Annotated in this window: 14 protein-coding genes; 7 read left to right on the forward strand and 7 right to left on the reverse strand. The window is 68.0% G+C overall.

Annotation, left to right across the window (positions count from 1 at the left end):
- Window positions 1-49: 49 nt before the first annotated feature.
- The 3 genes from OG408_RS19790 to OG408_RS19800 all read right to left on the reverse strand — a co-directional run bounded on the left by OG408_RS19790 (window position 50) and on the right by OG408_RS19800 (window position 3,283).
- A complete protein-coding gene (locus tag OG408_RS19790) occupies window positions 50-1,309 on the reverse strand; it encodes an MFS transporter (RefSeq protein ID WP_285572276.1) in 1,260 nt (419 codons plus the stop codon).
- Window positions 1,310-1,433: 124 nt separating this feature from the next.
- Complete coding sequence (locus OG408_RS19795) at window positions 1,434-2,516, reverse strand: inositol-3-phosphate synthase (protein ID WP_266780407.1); 1,083 nt, start codon at window positions 2,514-2,516, stop codon at window positions 1,434-1,436.
- A 62-nt stretch (window positions 2,517-2,578) separates the two neighbouring features.
- Window positions 2,579-3,283, reverse strand: a complete 705-nt coding sequence (locus tag OG408_RS19800) for a PadR family transcriptional regulator (protein ID WP_266780408.1) — start codon at window positions 3,281-3,283, stop codon at window positions 2,579-2,581.
- Between the two features lie 401 nt (window positions 3,284-3,684).
- Between OG408_RS19800 and OG408_RS19805 the strand changes: the two genes are divergently transcribed.
- Entirely contained in the window at window positions 3,685-6,411 is a 2,727-nt protein-coding gene (locus tag OG408_RS19805; RefSeq protein ID WP_326671094.1) for a transglycosylase domain-containing protein, read from the forward strand.
- A gap of 138 nt (window positions 6,412-6,549) precedes the next feature.
- Window positions 6,550-8,046: a glycosyltransferase family 87 protein gene (locus OG408_RS19810; RefSeq protein WP_285572270.1), complete on the forward strand. Its 1,497-nt coding sequence runs from the start codon at window positions 6,550-6,552 to the stop codon at window positions 8,044-8,046.
- Window positions 8,047-8,067: 21 nt separating this feature from the next.
- Here the strand turns inward: OG408_RS19810 and OG408_RS19815 are convergent, their stop codons facing one another.
- The 3 genes from OG408_RS19815 to OG408_RS19825 all read right to left on the reverse strand — a co-directional run bounded on the left by OG408_RS19815 (window position 8,068) and on the right by OG408_RS19825 (window position 10,853).
- Window positions 8,068-9,099 carry an alanine racemase gene (locus tag OG408_RS19815; RefSeq protein WP_266780411.1) on the reverse strand — a complete coding sequence of 344 codons (1,032 nt, stop codon included), beginning with the start codon at window positions 9,097-9,099 and terminating at the stop codon, window positions 8,068-8,070.
- Window positions 9,100-9,232: 133 nt separating this feature from the next.
- The gene (locus OG408_RS19820; RefSeq protein ID WP_266780412.1) at window positions 9,233-10,351 is read right to left on the reverse strand and encodes a lipid II:glycine glycyltransferase FemX; all 1,119 of its coding nucleotides are present in this window, start codon (window positions 10,349-10,351) and stop codon (window positions 9,233-9,235) included.
- A gap of 187 nt (window positions 10,352-10,538) precedes the next feature.
- Window positions 10,539-10,853 (reverse strand): hypothetical protein, encoded by a 315-nt coding sequence (locus OG408_RS19825; RefSeq protein ID WP_266780413.1) that lies wholly within the window; start codon window positions 10,851-10,853, stop codon window positions 10,539-10,541.
- A 280-nt stretch (window positions 10,854-11,133) separates the two neighbouring features.
- Here OG408_RS19825 and rpsF point away from each other — a divergent pair, with 280 nt between their 5' ends.
- From rpsF to rplI, 4 genes are all read left to right on the forward strand, one after another.
- Window positions 11,134-11,424 carry a 30S ribosomal protein S6 gene (gene rpsF, locus OG408_RS19830; protein ID WP_018101872.1) on the forward strand — a complete coding sequence of 97 codons (291 nt, stop codon included), beginning with the start codon at window positions 11,134-11,136 and terminating at the stop codon, window positions 11,422-11,424.
- A 74-nt stretch (window positions 11,425-11,498) separates the two neighbouring features.
- Window positions 11,499-12,125, forward strand: coding sequence for a single-stranded DNA-binding protein (locus OG408_RS19835; RefSeq protein WP_266780414.1), 627 nt, complete (start codon window positions 11,499-11,501; stop codon window positions 12,123-12,125).
- Window positions 12,126-12,168: 43 nt separating this feature from the next.
- Window positions 12,169-12,405: a 30S ribosomal protein S18 gene (rpsR, locus tag OG408_RS19840; RefSeq protein WP_003967857.1), complete on the forward strand. Its 237-nt coding sequence runs from the start codon at window positions 12,169-12,171 to the stop codon at window positions 12,403-12,405.
- A gap of 18 nt (window positions 12,406-12,423) precedes the next feature.
- Window positions 12,424-12,870 (forward strand): 50S ribosomal protein L9, encoded by a 447-nt coding sequence (gene rplI / locus OG408_RS19845; protein WP_018553905.1) that lies wholly within the window; start codon window positions 12,424-12,426, stop codon window positions 12,868-12,870.
- Window positions 12,871-13,044: 174 nt separating this feature from the next.
- Here the strand turns inward: rplI and OG408_RS19850 are convergent, their stop codons facing one another.
- Window positions 13,045-14,382, reverse strand: a complete 1,338-nt coding sequence (locus OG408_RS19850) for an MATE family efflux transporter (RefSeq protein ID WP_266780415.1) — start codon at window positions 14,380-14,382, stop codon at window positions 13,045-13,047.
- Between the two features lie 458 nt (window positions 14,383-14,840).
- Here OG408_RS19850 and dnaB point away from each other — a divergent pair, with 458 nt between their 5' ends.
- A complete protein-coding gene (gene dnaB / locus OG408_RS19855) occupies window positions 14,841-16,319 on the forward strand; it encodes a replicative DNA helicase (RefSeq protein WP_266780416.1) in 1,479 nt (492 codons plus the stop codon).
- Window positions 16,320-16,483 lie beyond the last annotated feature (164 nt).

Raw genomic sequence — 16,483 nt, forward strand, 5'->3', positions numbered from 1 at the left:
GACCGCCGGCGGCTGTACCGAGGGCGCTGTTTCACGTGAAACAGCGCCCTCACTCCTGCCTGCGCCACCGGAACAGCTTCACGGCCACGAGGGCATAGAGCACCGCCACCCCGATCACCACGACGGGCGATCGGCCATCGGGCGGCAGGAGCAGGGCGGAGGCCGCCGCAGCGCCTACGAAGGCCACGTTGAACAGGACGTCGTACAGCGAGAACACCCTGCCGCGGAACGCGTCGTCCACCGCGGTCTGCACCACCGTGTCCGTCGCGATCTTCGCTCCCTGCGTGACAAGGCCGAGCACGAACGCGGCGACGAGCATCGGCGCGGGCCTGAACCACAGACCCAGAGCCGGTACGAGTACAGCGGCTGCCGCCGCGCACACCACCATCCAGCGGAACCTGCCGAGCCGTCCCGCGGCCCAGGGGGTCAGCACGGCCGCGGCGAAGAATCCCGCACCGGACGCGCCCACCGCCAGGCCCAACAGGGCCAGCCCGTCGGAGTCGTTGTCGGCCCAGGCGTACCGGCACAGCATCAGGACCATGACCGTCAGAGCCCCGTAACAGAAGCGGATCACCGTCATGGCGGCGAGCGCCCGTGCGGCGTTCTTCCGCTCCGCCAGATGGCGCACCCCATGGACCAGCCCGCGGGCGGTGGTGGCCAGAGCCGTGCGCAGCCGCAGGCGCATGTCTTTCCGGTCCGGCCCCAGTAGCCCGGAGGCGAGGCTCAGGGACGCCAGTGCCGAGGCGAGGTAGAGCCCAGCGCCCAGGAGCACCACCGCGGCATCGGAATCCGCCAGCAGCAGGCGGACGGCGAAGGCGAGGCCGCCGCCCGCTGTGGCGGCGAGGGTGCCGGCGGTCGGTGAGAGCGAGTTGGCCAGTACCAGCAGGTCCCGGTCGACCACACGCGGCAGCGCTGCGGAGAGGCCGGCCAGGACGAACCGGTTGACCGCGGTGACGCAGAGGGCCGAGGTGTAGAAGAGCCAGTCGGGGGCGGAGCCGAGGATCAGGAGCGCGGTGCAGCAGGCGAGTGCGGCGCGCAGCAGATTGCCGTAGAGAAAGACCTGGCGGCGTGGCCAGCGGTCCAGCAGTACCCCGGCGAACGGGCCGATGAGCGAGTAGGGCAGCAGCAGGACGGCCATCGCGGAGGCGATGGCGCCGGCGGACGCCTGTTTCTCCGGGGAGAAGACGACGTGTGCCGCGAGGGCCACCTGGTAGACGCCGTCGGCCGACTGGGACAGGATCCGCACGGCCAGCAGGCGGCGGAAGTTCCGAAGGCGCAGGAGTACGCGCAGGTCACGCACGACGGGCATGGGAGCAAGGGTCACATACGTTGAGGGTCCCCGGGCGGATTGCCCGGGAACCCTCAATGGTGCGGGAGTCGAGGAGTGTTGCCGCTCCTCACTGCGCCGCGCCGACGCACCGTGTCAGGTGACGTTACTCGGAGACCTCACCGCGGATGAACTTCTCGACGTTGTCGCGCGCCTCGTCGTCGAAGTACTGGACCGGCGGGGACTTCATGAAGTACGAGGACGCGGAGAGGATCGGGCCACCGATGCCGCGGTCCTTGGCGATCTTCGCGGCACGGACGGCGTCGATGATGACACCGGCCGAGTTCGGGGAGTCCCAGACCTCGAGCTTGTACTCCAGGTTCAGCGGAACGTCACCGAAGGCGCGGCCCTCGAGGCGCACGTACGCCCACTTGCGGTCGTCCAGCCAGGCCACGTAGTCCGACGGGCCGATGTGGACGTTGTCCGCACCGAGCTCGCGGTCAACGATCTGCGAGGTGACGGCCTGCGTCTTGGAGATCTTCTTGGACTCCAGGCGCTCACGCTCGAGCATGTTCTTGAAGTCCATGTTGCCGCCGACGTTCAGCTGCATCGTGCGGTCCAGGACGACGCCCCGGTCCTCGAACAGCTTCGCCATCACGCGGTGCGTGATGGTGGCGCCGACCTGCGACTTGATGTCGTCGCCGACGATCGGGACACCGGCCTCGGTGAACTTGTCCGCCCACTCCTTGGTGCCGGCGATGAAGACCGGGAGAGCGTTGACGAACGCGACCTTGGCGTCGATGGCGCACTGCGCGTAGAACTTCGCAGCGACCTCGGAACCGACCGGCAGGTAGCAGACGAGGACGTCGACCTTGCGGTCCTTGAGGATCTGGACGATGTCGACCGGGGCCTCGGTGGACTCCTCGATGGTCTGGCGGTAGTACTTGCCCAGGCCGTCGTGGGTGTGGCCGCGCTGGACGGTGACACCGGCGCTCGGCACGTCGCAGAGCTTGATGGTGTTGTTCTCGCTGGCGCCGATGGCGTCCGAGAGGTCGAGGCCGACCTTCTTCGCGTCGACGTCGAAGGCGGCGACGAACTCGACGTCCGACACGTGGTACTCGCCGAACTGGACGTGCATCAGACCGGGCACCTTGCCGGCCGGATCGGCGTCCTTGTAGTACTCGACGCCCTGGACCAGCGAGGCGGCGCAGTTGCCCACGCCGACGATGGCTACGCGAACCGAACCCATTCCGGTTGCTCCCTGTGTGTAATGGATGTTCCTGATGAGGACCCCGCGGATCTGCGGGGAACTCACTTGGCGGTGTCGCCGGACGGATCCGGCGGGTTGTTATCCCGCCGGGGCAGGCCGTCCGGCTCTCCTGCGGTGTTCTGCTGAGCTGAGCCCTCGGGCGAGGATCGTCGCTGATCCCGTCCCGACCGCTCGCTCTCGATGAGCTCGTTCAGCCAGCGCACTTCGCGCTCCACGGACTCCATGCCGTGTCGCTGCAGCTCAAGTGTGTAGTCGTCGAGGCGCTCGCGGGTGCGGGCCAGAGAGGCGCTCATCTTCTCCAGGCGCTCCTCCAGCCGGCTGCGACGGCCTTCCAGCACCCGCATCCGCACGTCGTGCTCCGTCTGCCCGAAGAAGGCGAACCGAGCAGCGAAGTGCTCGTCCTCCCAGGAGTCGGGGCCGGTGTGCGAGAGCAGCTCCTCGAAGTGCTCCTTACCTTCTGCCGTCAACCGGTAGACGATCTTGGCGCGACGCCCTGCCAGTGAGGAGGAGGGGGCGACCGCCCGGCCGGGGCCGGGCGGAAGGTCTGCCGGAGCGTTTCCCGGTTCCTCAATCAACCAGCCGTTGGCGACCAGCGTCTTGAGGCAGGGATAGAGGGTTCCGTAGCTGAACGCACGGAAGATCCCCAGTGAGGTATTGAGGCGCTTGCGCAGCTCGTAGCCGTGCATCGGGGACTCGCGGAGCAGTCCGAGGACGGCGAACTCGAGTATGCCTGAGCGTCTGCTCAACCTCGCCTCCTCCTTCTCCGAATGCTCTCGCGTGGCCCTGTGCCGAACAGTATGCCGAGCCGATGTACCGAGCTGATGTATCGACTCGATACATCAGCACGATAGATCGGACTCCGCCCCGCGACAAGGGCGGCCTTAGTGAGCGGTGTCACATCGGTAATTCGTAGCAACCGACTTGCGTAATTTGGGGTGAAGTTCGGCCCCGGGAGGGTTTTGACCGTGCGTAGTCTGTGCGGCATGCAGACCACCGGGAACCGTGTGACGTCCGAGTGCGTCAGTTTTCGCGGACTGACCGGATGCACTGCGGATGAGCCTGTCGCAGGGCTGGTCCGTAATTCGGGGGGACCGGATCTCAACTGCCGCTTCCAGGCGATCTCGCCTGCCCGAGGAGTAGTCGTTCGATGAGCGAGCACCGTCGCAAGATGCCGCAACCGCAAGGTGGCGGGCGTGCCGCGGCCAGACGAGCCGCCCAGCAGTCAACCGGACGCCGCGCGGCACCGTCACGCGGAGTGACGTCCGAATCACCTTCCGGTTCTTATGGTGAGGAAGCCCCGTACGGCGGCCGTGCCGCGGCCAGAAAGGCCGCACAGCGCGGCGGCGCAGGCCGTGGCGGTTCCGACGGCGGTGGCCGTCGCCGTGGAGGCGGTGGCGGCGGCCAGGAAGGCCCCGGCCGGGGCCGCGGCCGCGCCGGTCAGCGCCCGGCCAAGAAGCGCTTCATCGACTACCCGCGCGCCGGCCGGTCCGGCCTGCGGCGCTGGGTGCCGTCGTGGAAGCTGGTCTCCAGCCTCTGTATCGGCTTCCTCGGCCTTCTGATGGGCCTTGCGGGGCTCGCGTACGCGATGGTGGCCAAGCCCGAGGTCCAGGCGGCCGCGAAGGCGGAGAACAACGTCTACTTCTGGAAAGACGGCACCCAGATGGTGGCCACCGGCGGTGATGTCAACCGTCAGGTCATCGATTACGCCCAGATCCCCGAGGCGATGCGCAACGCCGTCATCTCGGCGGAGAACAAGTCCTTCGACCACGACCACGGCATCGACCCGATGGGTATCGCCCGGGCCGTGTTCAACATGGCCAAGGGCGGCCAGACTCAGGGTGGCTCGACGATCACCCAGCAGTACGTGAAGAACTCGCGGCTCTCCCAGGAACAGACCCTGAGCCGTAAGTTCGAGGAGCTCTTCATCACGCTGAAGGTCGGCAGCGAGATGGACAAGAAGGAGGTCATGGCCGGGTACCTCAACGTCTCGTACTACGGCCGCGGCGCCTCCGGTATCCAGGCCGCGGCGCGGACGTACTACAACAAGGACGCCAAGGACCTGAACCCGAGCCAGTGCGCCTTCCTGGCCACCCTGCTCAAGGGGGCCAGCTACTACGACCCCGCGGGCGCCACGGAGGTCGACCCGGTGCAGGCGACCCCGCAGAAGAACAGGGAGCGGGCCGAGAAGCGCTGGAAGTGGATCCTCGACGAGGAGGTCAAGGACGGGCGGCTGGAGCAGTCGGTACGAGACAAGTACACGAAGTTCCCGATGCCGCTGAAGCCGAAGAAGGACGCTCAGCTGGGCGGCCAGATCGGCTACCTCGTCACGACGGCCAGGACCGAGTTCCTCACCAGCCACAAGAAAGTCAGCCGCGATCAGCTCGACCAGGGCGGCTACGAGATCCACACGACCTTCGACAAGAAGAAGATCGCTCAGCTCAACAAGGCCGTCAAGAAGGTCTACGACGAGAGGATCGACCCCAAGAAGCGCCCGACGAAGGACACCCACGTCCAGTTCGGCGGCTCTTCTGTCGACCCCAAGACCGGTGCCATCGAGGCGATCTACGGTGGTCAGGACGCGACGAAGCACTACACGAGCAACGCCGACCCGACCGGCGCCGCGGTCGGATCGACCTTCAAGCCCTTCGTGCTGGCGGCCGCGATGGAGTACGGCAAGCGCGACCCGACGGGCGGTGCGGACCAGGGCGAGTCCGAACGTACGAAGGTCTCGCCCAAGAGCATCTACAACGGCGACGACAAGCTGAAGATCAAGAAGTACAACGGCGACATCTGGACCGACGAGAACGGCGACGAATGGCTCCAGGCCAACGACGGCCACGAGTCGCTGGGCCCTGTCACCCTTCGCGAGGCGATGCGGGTGTCCGCCAACTCGCCCTACGTGCAGCTGGGCATGGACGTAGGCACCGACAAGGTGAAGGCGGCTGCCATCGCGGCCGGCCTGAAGGACGACAAGTACATGGCGAACGCCAACGTTCCGTCGTTCTCCATCGGTACCTCCTCGCCCAGCACGACCAGCATGGCGGGCGCCTATGCCACGTTCGCGGCCAGCGGCCAGCAGCGTGACCCCTTCTCGGTGACGGAGGTGAAGAAGCGCGGCGAGGTGATCTACCGCCACGAGGTGGTCACCAAGAGCGCCTTCTCCAACGTCATCGCCGACAACGTGACCGACGTCCTCAAGAACGTCGTCGACAAGGGAACCGGTACCCCGGCCAAGCTTCCCGGGCGGGATGTCGCGGGCAAGACGGGTACGACGGACGACAACCTGTCCGCCTGGTTCGTCGGCTACACCCCGCAGCTGTCGACGGCGATCAGCATGTACCGGCTGGACGACGACGACAACAACAAGAACCGCAAGTTCGAGAAGATGTACGGCACCGGCGGTGAGGAGAAGATCCACGGAGCCTCGTTCCCCGCCCGGATCTGGCACGACTACATGGCCGAGGCGATGGAGGGCCAGGACAAGGTGTCCTTCCCGAAGCCGGAGCCGATCGGTGACACGGTCTACGGTGGCGGCGCGCACAGCCCCACCCCCACGCCCACGCCGACGCCGACGCCGACGCCCACGCCTTCCGAGACGCCGAGCAGCACGCCGTCGCCGACGCCGGACCTGCCCACGCCCGACCCGTCCCAGACCTGCGGCACATGGGGCTGGGACTGCCAGGACAACGGCGGCAACGCCAACGGCGGGGCCGACGCGGGTACGGACGCCGGCACGACGGACGGCACCACGAGCGGTACGGACGCAGGCACCACGGCCGGTGACGGGGGTACCAGTCCCTCGCCCGACACGGGTGGCAACGGGAACGGCAATGGCAATGGCAACGGGAGTCTCTTCGGCGGCGGGGGCGGATAGCTCCCCCGGCCGGCAGCACACCGCGCGCGTCCGACAGGCCCGCGCGGGGTGATCCCGGACAGGATGACGAGGGCCGCCGCACCACGGGGTGCGGCGGCCCTCGTCGTTTCCACAGACCGGTACGGCAGGATGTGCGGCATGCCAAGCGCAGAGGACACGAGCGTGCACCAGGAACGGTCCGTCGTACGGCCCACGCACCAGGACGAGATCGCCGCGGCCGGCAGCGAGCTGATCGGCGGGAGGTCGGGGCGCTGGACGCGGCTCGGCAGCACCGCGCTCACCCCCGTCGGAGCCGTCGCGCTGGTGGCGCTCGGGATGTTCGCGCTCGGCATGGTGCAGAAGCTGCCCTGCTACAACTGGGCCTGGTTCAGAGGAGCCGGCTCCCAGTACACCCATGCCTGTTACTCCGACATTCCGCATCTGTACTCAGGACGCGGCTTCGCCGAGGGCCTGGTGCCGTACTTCGACCGGCTGCCCGGCGACATGCAGTTCCTGGAGTACCCGGTCCTCACCGGTGTGTTCATGCAGGTCGCCGCCTGGCTGACCCCGGGCGGCTCCATCCAGGAGCAGGAACAGGCCTACTGGATGGTCAACGCGGGCATGCTGATGATCTGCACCGCGATCATCGCCGTCTGTGTCGCCCGCACGCACCGGCGCCGCCCCTGGGACGGCCTCCTGGTGGCGCTGGCGCCCGCGTTCGCGCTCACGGCCACGATCAACTGGGACCTGCTGGCCGTCGCCCTCACGGCCGCGGCGATGCTCATGTGGTCCAGGAGCCGCACCCTGGCGTTCGGCATCCTCGTCGGGCTGGCCACGGCCGCCAAGCTGTATCCGGTGCTCCTGCTGGGCCCCGCCTTCGTGCTGTGCTGGCGGGCCGGGAAATGGCGGGAGTTCGGGGTGGCGGCGCTCGGCACGGCCGGATCCTGGCTGGTGGTCAACCTGCCGGTGATGGTGTTCGCCCCCGAGGGCTGGAAGAAGTTCTACACCTTCAGCGAGGAGCGCTCGATCGACTTCGGGTCCTTCTGGCTGGTCATCACCCAGCGCACCGGCGCCCCCATCGAGGTCTCCACGGTCAACACCGTCTCCACGCTGGCGACTCTCGTCCTGTGCGCCGGCATCGGCGCACTGACGCTGACGGCCCCCCGAAGGCCGCGGTTCGCGCAGCTCGCCTTCCTCGTCGTCGCGGTGTTCATCCTCGTCAACAAGGTCTACTCACCGCAGTACGTGCTGTGGCTGATCCCCCTCGCCGCGCTGGCCAGGCCGCGCTGGCGGGACTTCCTGATCTGGCAGGCGTGCGAGGTCATGTACTTCCTCGGGATCTGGATGTACCTCGCGTACACGACGAGCGGCGACAAGCACCAGGGGCTGCCGACGGAGGGCTACCAGCTCGCGATCGTCCTGCATCTGCTGGGCACGCTGTACCTGTGCGCCGTGGTCGTACGGGACATCCTGATGCCGGAGCGCGACGTGGTGCGGCGCGACGGCTCCGACGACCCGTCGGGCGGGGTGCTCGACGGTGCGGAGGACGTCTTCGTCCTGGGACACGCGGCGGCGCATCCGCCGCGCCACGCGGCACTCACGGTCGCGGGACCGCGTGTGGAGTGGGGCACGGCGGGCACCCCGGCCGCCGACTGAGGACCGGGGCCGGCCGGCGGTTCAGCGGTCGACGAGCCGGTCGAACTGTGTGGTCGTGTGGCGCAGATGGGCCACCAGCTCGTCGCCCACCCGCGGTTCCTCGGCGTCCGAGGGCACGAACAGGATCGACACCTGCATGTGCGGCGGCTCGGCGAACCAGCGCTGCTTGCCGGCCCAGACGAACGGCGACAGGTTGCGGTTGACGGTGGCCAGACCTGCCCGGGCGACCCCCTTGGCGCGCGGCATCACGCCGTGCAGGGCCTTCGGGGCCTCCAGGCCGACGCCGTGCGACGTACCGCCCGCGACGACGACCAGCCAGCCGTCGGATGCGGCCTTCTGCTGCCGGTAGCCGAACCGGTCGCCCTTGACGACGCGCGTGACGTCGAGCACGGCACCCCGGTACTCCGTCGCCTCGTGGTCGCCGAGCCACAGCCGGGTACCGATGCGGGCGCGGAACCGGGTCTGCGGGAACTGCTGCTGCAGCCGGGCCAGTTCCTCGGCCCGGAGGTGGCTGACGAACATCGTGTGCAGCGGCAGCCGGGCCGCCCGGAGGCGGTCCATCCAGGCGATGACCTCTTCGACCGCGTCCGAGCCGTCCGTGCGGTCCAGCGGCAGGTGCAGGGCGAAACCTTCGAGGCGTACGTCCTCGATGGCGGCGTGCAGCTGCCCGAGCTCCTCCTCCTTGACGCCGTGGCGCTTCATCGAGCTCATGCACTCGATGACGACCCGGGCGCCCACCAGGGCGTGCACGCCGTCCACGGAGGACACGGAACGGATGACGCGGTCCGGCAGCGGCACCGGCTCCTCGCCCCGCCGGAACGGCGTGAGCACCAGCAGATCACCGCTGAACCAGTCCTTGATGCGGGCCGCTTCGTAGGTCGTGCCGACCGCGAGGATGTCGGAGCCGAAACGGATCGCCTCGTCGGCCAGCCGCTCGTGGCCGAAGCCGTACCCGTTGCCCTTGCAGACCGGTACGAGACCGGGGAACTGGTCGAGAACGGATTTCTGGTGCGCCCGCCAGCGCGCGGTGTCGACGTACAGGGAGAGCGCCATGGCCGGTCCGGAACCTTTCTGGTGGCTGCGGTGAATCAGAGGTGTGCGGAGCTACTCGAAGAGCCCATTGAAACGAATGAAGCCGGTTTCGTCAGCCTTGCGCCGAGGATCGGCGGCGCGGCGGACGCATGGATCAGCGGCGCGACATATAGATGTCGAGCGCCTTGTGCAGCAGCTTGTTGAGCGGGAAGTCCCACTCACCGAGGTACTCCGCGGCCTGACCGCCCGTGCCCACCTTGAACTGGATCAGTCCGAAGAGGTGATCGGTCTCGTCCAGGGAGTCGGAGATGCCGCGCAGGTCGTAGACGGTGGCACCCATGGCGTACGCGTCGCGCAGCATCCGCCACTGCATCGCGTTCGAGGGCCGGACCTCACGCTTGTGGTTGGCCGATGCGCCGTAGGAGTACCAGACGTGTCCGCCCACGATCAGCATGGTCGCGGCCGCGACGTTCTCCCCCTCGTGACGCGCGAAGTACAGCCGCATCCGGTTGGGGTCCTCGTTGTTCAGCGCCGTCCACATGCGCTGGAAGTAGCCGAGCGGGCGCGGGCGGAAGTGGTCGCGCTCCGCCGTGATCTCGTACAGCCGCTGCCACTCGGCGAGCTCCGCGTAGCTGCCCTGGACGACCTCGACGCCGGCCTTCTCGGCCTTCTTGATGTTGCGCCGCCAGAGCTGGTTGAAGCCCTTGTGGACGTCTTCGAGGGAACGGTTGGCCAGCGGCACCTGGAAGATGTAGCGGGGCTGTACGTCACCGAATCCGGCGCCGCCGTCCTCGCCCTGCTGCCAGCCCATCTTGCGCAGCCGGTCGGCGACCTCGAAGGCGCGCGGCTCGATGTGGGTGGCCTCGACGTCACGCAGGCGCTTCACGTCCGGGTCCTGGATGCCGGCCTTGATGGCGGCGGCGTCCCAGCGCCGGATGACGACCGGCGGGCCCATCTTCACCGAGAAGGCGCCCTGCTGCTTGAGGTGCGTCAGCATCGGCTGCAGCCAGTCGGCCAGATTCGGGGCGTACCAGTTGATCACCGGGCCCTCGGGCAGATAGGCGAGGTAGCGCTTGATCTTGGGCAGCTGGCGGTAGAGCACCAGACCGGCTCCGACGAGCTGACCGTCCTTGTCGAACCAGCCCAGGCTCTCCGAGCGCCACTCGGCCTTCACATCCGCCCATGCCGGGACCTGCATGTGACTGGCCGCGGGCAGACTCTGGATGTACGCCAGATGCTGCTCTCGGCTGATGGTCCTCAGGGTCAGGCTCATGCGGGGCGCTCCTCGGCAGGTGTGTCCCCATCGGTCAGGGGCTCCGGCTCTCGCGCCGAAGCCTACTGTGACCGGGAAGCGCGCGGTCTGGCCCCGTCGTACCTGTGCGGTCCGGCACGGTCCGCGAGGCGGCCCCGTCCGTGGACGGCACCGCCCCGCACACCGCCGGGCCGCTGCTGCGGCGCGGTCAGCCGACCACGCCGCCGAAGAGACCGCCGTGGGCCATGCCGAGGAAGAACCCGAGGGCGGCCGCTCCCATACCGAGGATCAGCGGGAACCGTTCCCGGGTGGTCACGGAGATGTACTGCCCGTACGCACCCGTGATGATCCCGATCAGCCCGGCCCACGAGCTGATCAGATGCAGGCTGTGGAACATCGCCGTCACGAACGCGAGGGCGCCGAGCACCACCGTCACCGCCACCAGGGTGTCCTGGAGGGGGTGGGGCCTGCCGTCGGTCGCGAAGAGGGAGACGGAGGAGCGGGATCGCATTGCTTGTGCCATGGAGTACCTCCTGGCCGAAAGGCGGCGCATCGTGGCGCCGCTCACACCCGATGTGTACAGATTGCGTCTCCTGACCACCGGATTTCAACCGGAAGCCGGTCTACAGGTACTCTGTACGGTCTGCACCGGTGTCTGCCCAGGCCAGCACAGTCAGCCCCTCCTCGAGGGAGGGCGTTGTCAGTGGCGGCTGTTTTACTCGGAGACACTGATGCTTCACGCATCACGACCCTCCTGCCACGGAACGACCGTGGCCGCTGAGTCCAAAGGAGGTGGGTTCCACATGCGTCACTACGAGGTGATGGTCATCCTCGACCCCGATCTCGAGGAGCGAGCAGTCTCCCCGCTGATCGAGAACTTCCTCTCCGTCGTCCGTGAGGGCGAAGGAAAGGTTGAGAAGGTCGACACCTGGGGCCGTCGTCGGCTCGCTTACGAGATCAAGAAGAAGCCCGAGGGCATCTACTCGGTCATCGACCTGCAGGCCGAGCCTGCGGTCGTCAAGGAGCTCGACCGCCAGATGAACCTGAACGAGTCGGTCCTCCGGACCAAGGTCCTCCGTCCCGAGATCCACTGAGCTTCTAGCTCAGTGGTCATCGGGTTCGAGTAGCAGCAAGCAGCCAGAAGCAATCCCCGCCGAGAGGTTCATCCATGGCAGGCGAGACCGTCATCACGGTCGTCGGCAATCTCGTCGACGACCCCGAGCTGCGCTTCACCCCGTCCGGTGCGGCGGTCGCGAAGTTCCGCGTCGCGTCCACTCCCCGCATCTTCGACCGGCAGACCAATGAGTGGAAGGACGGCGAAGGCCTGTTCCTCACCTGCTCGGTCTGGCGTCAGGCGGCGGAGAACGTCGCCGAGTCGCTCACGCGAGGCATGCGCGTTGTCGTGCAGGGCCGGCTGAAGCAGCGGTCGTACGAAGACCGCGAGGGCGTCAAGCGCACGGTCTACGAGCTGGACGTCGAGGAAGTCGGCCCCAGTCTCAAGAGCGCCACGGCCAAGGTCACCAAGACCACCGGTCGTGGTGGCCAGGGCGGCCAGGGCGGCCAGGGTGGATACGGCGGCGGCCAGCAGGGTGGCGGTAACTGGGGCGGCGGTCCCGGTTCAGGTGGTCAGCAGGGCGGTGGCGGTGCTCCCGCCGACGACCCGTGGGCCACCAGCGCGCCGGCCGGCGGCCAGCAGGGCGGGGGCCAGCAGAGCGGCGGAGGCGGTTGGGGCGGAAGCTCCGGCGGTTCCGGCGGTTCTTCTGGCGGCGGCTACTCGGACGAGCCTCCCTTCTAGGGCAGCTCGTACCCCCACTTCTTGATCACACAGGAGAAACACCATGGCGAAGCCGCCTGTGCGCAAGCCTAAGAAGAAGGTCTGCGCGTTCTGCAAGGACAAGACCCAGTACGTGGACTACAAGGACACGAACATGCTGCGGAAGTTCATTTCCGACCGCGGCAAGATCCGTGCCCGCCGCGTTACCGGCAACTGCACTCAGCACCAGCGTGACGTCGCCACGGCAGTGAAGAACAGCCGTGAGATGGCGCTGCTGCCCTACACGTCCACCGCGCGATAAGGGAAGGGTGACCGAATCATGAAGATCATCCTCACCCACGAGGTCTCCGGCCTCGGTGCTGCGGGCGACGTTGTAGACGTCAAGGACGGGTACGCCCGTAACTACCTGGTCCCGCGTGGCTTTGCCATCCGCTGGACCAAGGGTGGCGAGAAGGACGTGGCGCAGATCCGCCGCGCCCGCAAGATCCACGAGATCGCCACCATCGAGCAGGCCAACGAGATCAAGGCCAAGCTCGAGGCCGTGAAGGTCCGTCTGGCTGTTCGCTCCGGCGACGCCGGCCGTCTCTTCGGCTCCGTCACCCCGGCCGACATCGCTTCGGCGATCAAGGCCGCCGGTGGCCCGGATGTCGACAAGCGTCGCGTCGAGCTCGGCTCGGCCATCAAGACGCTCGGCGGACACCAGGTGTCCGTGCGTCTGCACCCCGAGGTCGCTGCGAAGCTCGGCATCGAGGTTGTTGCTGCCTGAATAGGCCGCACCTCAGCAGAACAGTGAAGGGCCGCACCCCCAGGGGTGCGGCCCTTCGCCGTGGGCGGTCCAGTTCGGTCTGCCCTCTGCCCTCTGCGGCTCACGGTGTCCCGTTTCACGTGAAACGGGACACCGTCTGTGGGCTGGGCTGGGCGGGTCGTGGAGAACTCCCGGTCAGCGGGTCGCGCCGGTGACCAACCACTTGCCGGAACGGGCGCGGAGCCAGAGGGTCGCCATGCGCACCAGCATCATCAGCGCCATCGCGCACCACAGTGCGGTCAGTCCCCCGCCGAGGGCGGGGACCAGCAGGGCCGCGGGGGCGAAGACCGCCAGGGTGACGAGCATGGCCCAGGCGAGATACGGGCCGTCCCCGGCGCCCATCAGGACACCGTCCAGGACGAAGACGACTCCGGCGACCGGCTGGGTCAGCGCCACCACCAGCAAGGCCGGGAACAGTGTGTCCTTCACCGCTTGATCGCTGGTGAAGAGCGGTACGAACAGGGGGCGGGCGAGAACGATCAGCACGCCGAACACCACACCTGAGGCGATGCCCCACTCCACCATGCGGCGGCAGGCCTCGCGCGCTCCCTTGGTGTCGTCGGCGCCCAGGTAGCGCCCGATGATGGCCTGGCCCGCGATGGCGATGGCGTCCAGCGCGAAGGCCATCAGGCTCCACAGCGAAAGAATGATCTGGTGCGCGGCGATGTCGGTGTCGCCCAGCCGAGCGGCGACGGCCGTGGCGATGAGCAGGACGGCACGGAGCGACAGCGTACGGACCAGGAGGGGCACGCCTGCTTGGGCGCTGGCCCTGATGCCGGCGACGTCGGGCCGCAATGAGGCCCCGTGCCGCCGGGCGCCGCGGACCACCACGACGAGATAGGCGACTGCCATCCCGACCTGCGCGATCACCGTGCCCCAGGCCGAGCCGGCGATGCCCAGCCCGGCGCCGTAGACGAGTCCCGCGTTGAGGGCGGCGTTGGCGGCGAATCCGCCGATGGCGACGTACAGCGGTGTGCGGGTGTTCTGCAGGCCCCGCAGGACACCGGTCGCGGCAAGCACCACGAGCATCGCGGGAATGCCGAGGCTGGAGATCCGCAGATAGGTGGTGGCGTAGGGGGTTGCGGTGTCGGAGGCGCCGAACACCCCCACGAGCCAGGGAGCCAGGGGAAGGGTCACGGCGATGACAGCGAGGCCGAGCAGTATCGCCAGCCAGATGCCGTCCATGCCCTGGCGGATCGCCGAGGCCAGATCCCCGGCGCCGACCCGGCGGGCGACGGCCGCGGTGGTGGCGTAGGCGAGGAAGACGAAGATGCTCACGGCGGTCGTCAGCAGGGCTGCGGCAACGGCGAGGCCGGCCAGTTGCGGAGTGCCGAGGTGGCCGACGATCGCGCTGTCGACCATCACGAAGAGGGGCTCGGCCACGAGCGCGCCGAAGGCCGGGACGGCGAGCGCGATGATCTCGCGGTCGTGCCGACGGCGACGAGACGGCGGGGTCGCCGGTGCCTGGATCATGGGTGCCAATCTAATCTTCCACAGGTAATAGATGCAAGACCTTAGTGATCCTTACATTGGCCGCAGGATGGCGTTCTGTCATGGGCCGGTTGCCGGGATCTTGTGCCGACTGTGAAAGTTTTTCTCCCCCACAGCCCGTGGATGGAGAAAGTGCAGGTCAGGACGGCGATGGAGAGGTCGCTATGAGTTTGTCCACAGTGCTGTCCCCCGGTCCGTGCACAGGTTCTGGAGGGTTCTCCACAGCATCTGGTCCGTCGTCCACATGCCCTGTGGATAACCAGATTGGCTGACGGTGCGGGGCGGCCTACCGTGGTCCGGCGCCCCCACCTCGTTTCGGCCCCGAAACCCGCAGAACCCGACACACCGGAACCGGAGTCGGGCGTCTTGTTTGTCGGTGCCGTGCCGTAAGAAAGAGTGGCACGGCTAGGTCCGCACAGCGGACGGGAGGAGGTGGCCGGATGAGCATTCCCGAGCCTTTGGACGACCCCTGGGCCGACACCGGTCCCAGCGACCGTCTGCCTGTTTCCCGCCAGCGTCGGGGCGAGGGCAGGGACCGCGGGGAGCAGCACGACCGCGGCCGGGAGAGCAGCAGCTGGGAGGGTGGCTCCCCCGGTTTCGAGCGGGTCCCTCCCCAGGACCTGGACGCGGAGCAGTCCGTCCTGGGTGGCATGCTCCTGTCCAAGGACGCCATCGCCGACGTCGTCGAGATCATCAAGGGCCACGACTTCTACCGCCCGGCGCACGAGACCGTTTTCCAGGCGATCCTCGACCTCTACGCCAAGGGCGAGCCGGCCGACCCCATCACGGTCGCCGCCGAGCTGGTCAAGCGCGGCGAGATCACCAAGGTGGGCGGAGCTCCGTATCTGCACACCCTGGTTCAGTCGGTGCCGACCGCGGCCAACGCCTCGTACTACGCGGAGATCGTTCACGAGCGCGCCGTTCTGCGGCGGCTCGTCGAGGCAGGCACGAAGATCACGCAGATGGGATACGCGGCCGACGGCGATGTCGACGACATCGTCAACTCCGCCCAGGCCGAGATCTACGCCGTCACCGAACAGCGGACCAGTGAGGACTACCTGCCGCTGGGCGACATCATGGAGGGCGCGCTCGACGAGATCGAGGCGATCGGTTCACGCAGCGGTGAGATGACCGGTGTACCGACCGGCTTCACCGACCTCGACGCCCTGACCAACGGCCTCCACCCCGGCCAGATGGTCGTGATCGCGGCCCGTCCCGCCATGGGTAAGTCCACCCTGGCGCTGGACTTCGCCCGGGCCTGCTCGATCAAGAGCAATCTGCCCAGCGTGATCTTCTCCCTCGAAATGGGGCGGAACGAGATCGCGATGCGTCTGCTGTCCGCCGAGGCCCGGGTGGCGCTGCACCACATGCGCTCGGGCACCATGACCGACGAGGACTGGACGCGGCTGGCGCGGCGCATGCCCGACGTCTCCGCGGCCCCGCTCTACATCGACGACTCCCCGAACCTCTCCATGATGGAGATCCGGGCCAAGTGCCGCCGTCTCAAGCAGCGCAATGACCTCAAGCTGGTGGTCATCGACTATCTGCAGCTGATGCAGTCCGGCGGTTCCAAGCGGGCCGAGAGCCGCCAGCAGGAGGTCTCGGACATGTCGCGAAACCTCAAGCTGCTGGCCAAGGAACTCCAGCTGCCGGTCATCGCGCTCTCCCAGCTGAACCGTGGCCCCGAGCAGCGCACGGACAAGAAGCCGATGGTGTCCGACCTCCGTGAGTCCGGATCGATCGAGCAGGACGCCGACATGGTGATCCTGCTGCACCGCGAGGACGCCTACGAGAAGGAGTCGCCACGTGCGGGCGAGGCGGACCTGATCGTGGCCAAGCACCGTAACGGTCCGACGGCGACGATCACCGTCGCCTTCCAGGGCCACTACTCGCGCTTCGTGGACATGGCGCAGACCTGATCCGGAAGCGCACAACGGCCGCGACCGGGGAACGACCGTTGACGGGCTCCCGGCCACGAGCGGCCCGCGACCGGCTCGCCCCGAAGGTTCCACCGCCCTCCCCGGCAGGGCAGGAGGCAGCGGCCTGGGGACTCCGTTGCCACTCCCATGATCGTCCCGCAGGC

The sequence above is a fragment of the Streptomyces sp. NBC_01257 genome (genome assembly GCF_035917255.1).
In the GTDB taxonomy this organism is placed as follows: Bacteria; Actinomycetota; Actinomycetes; order Streptomycetales; family Streptomycetaceae; genus Streptomyces.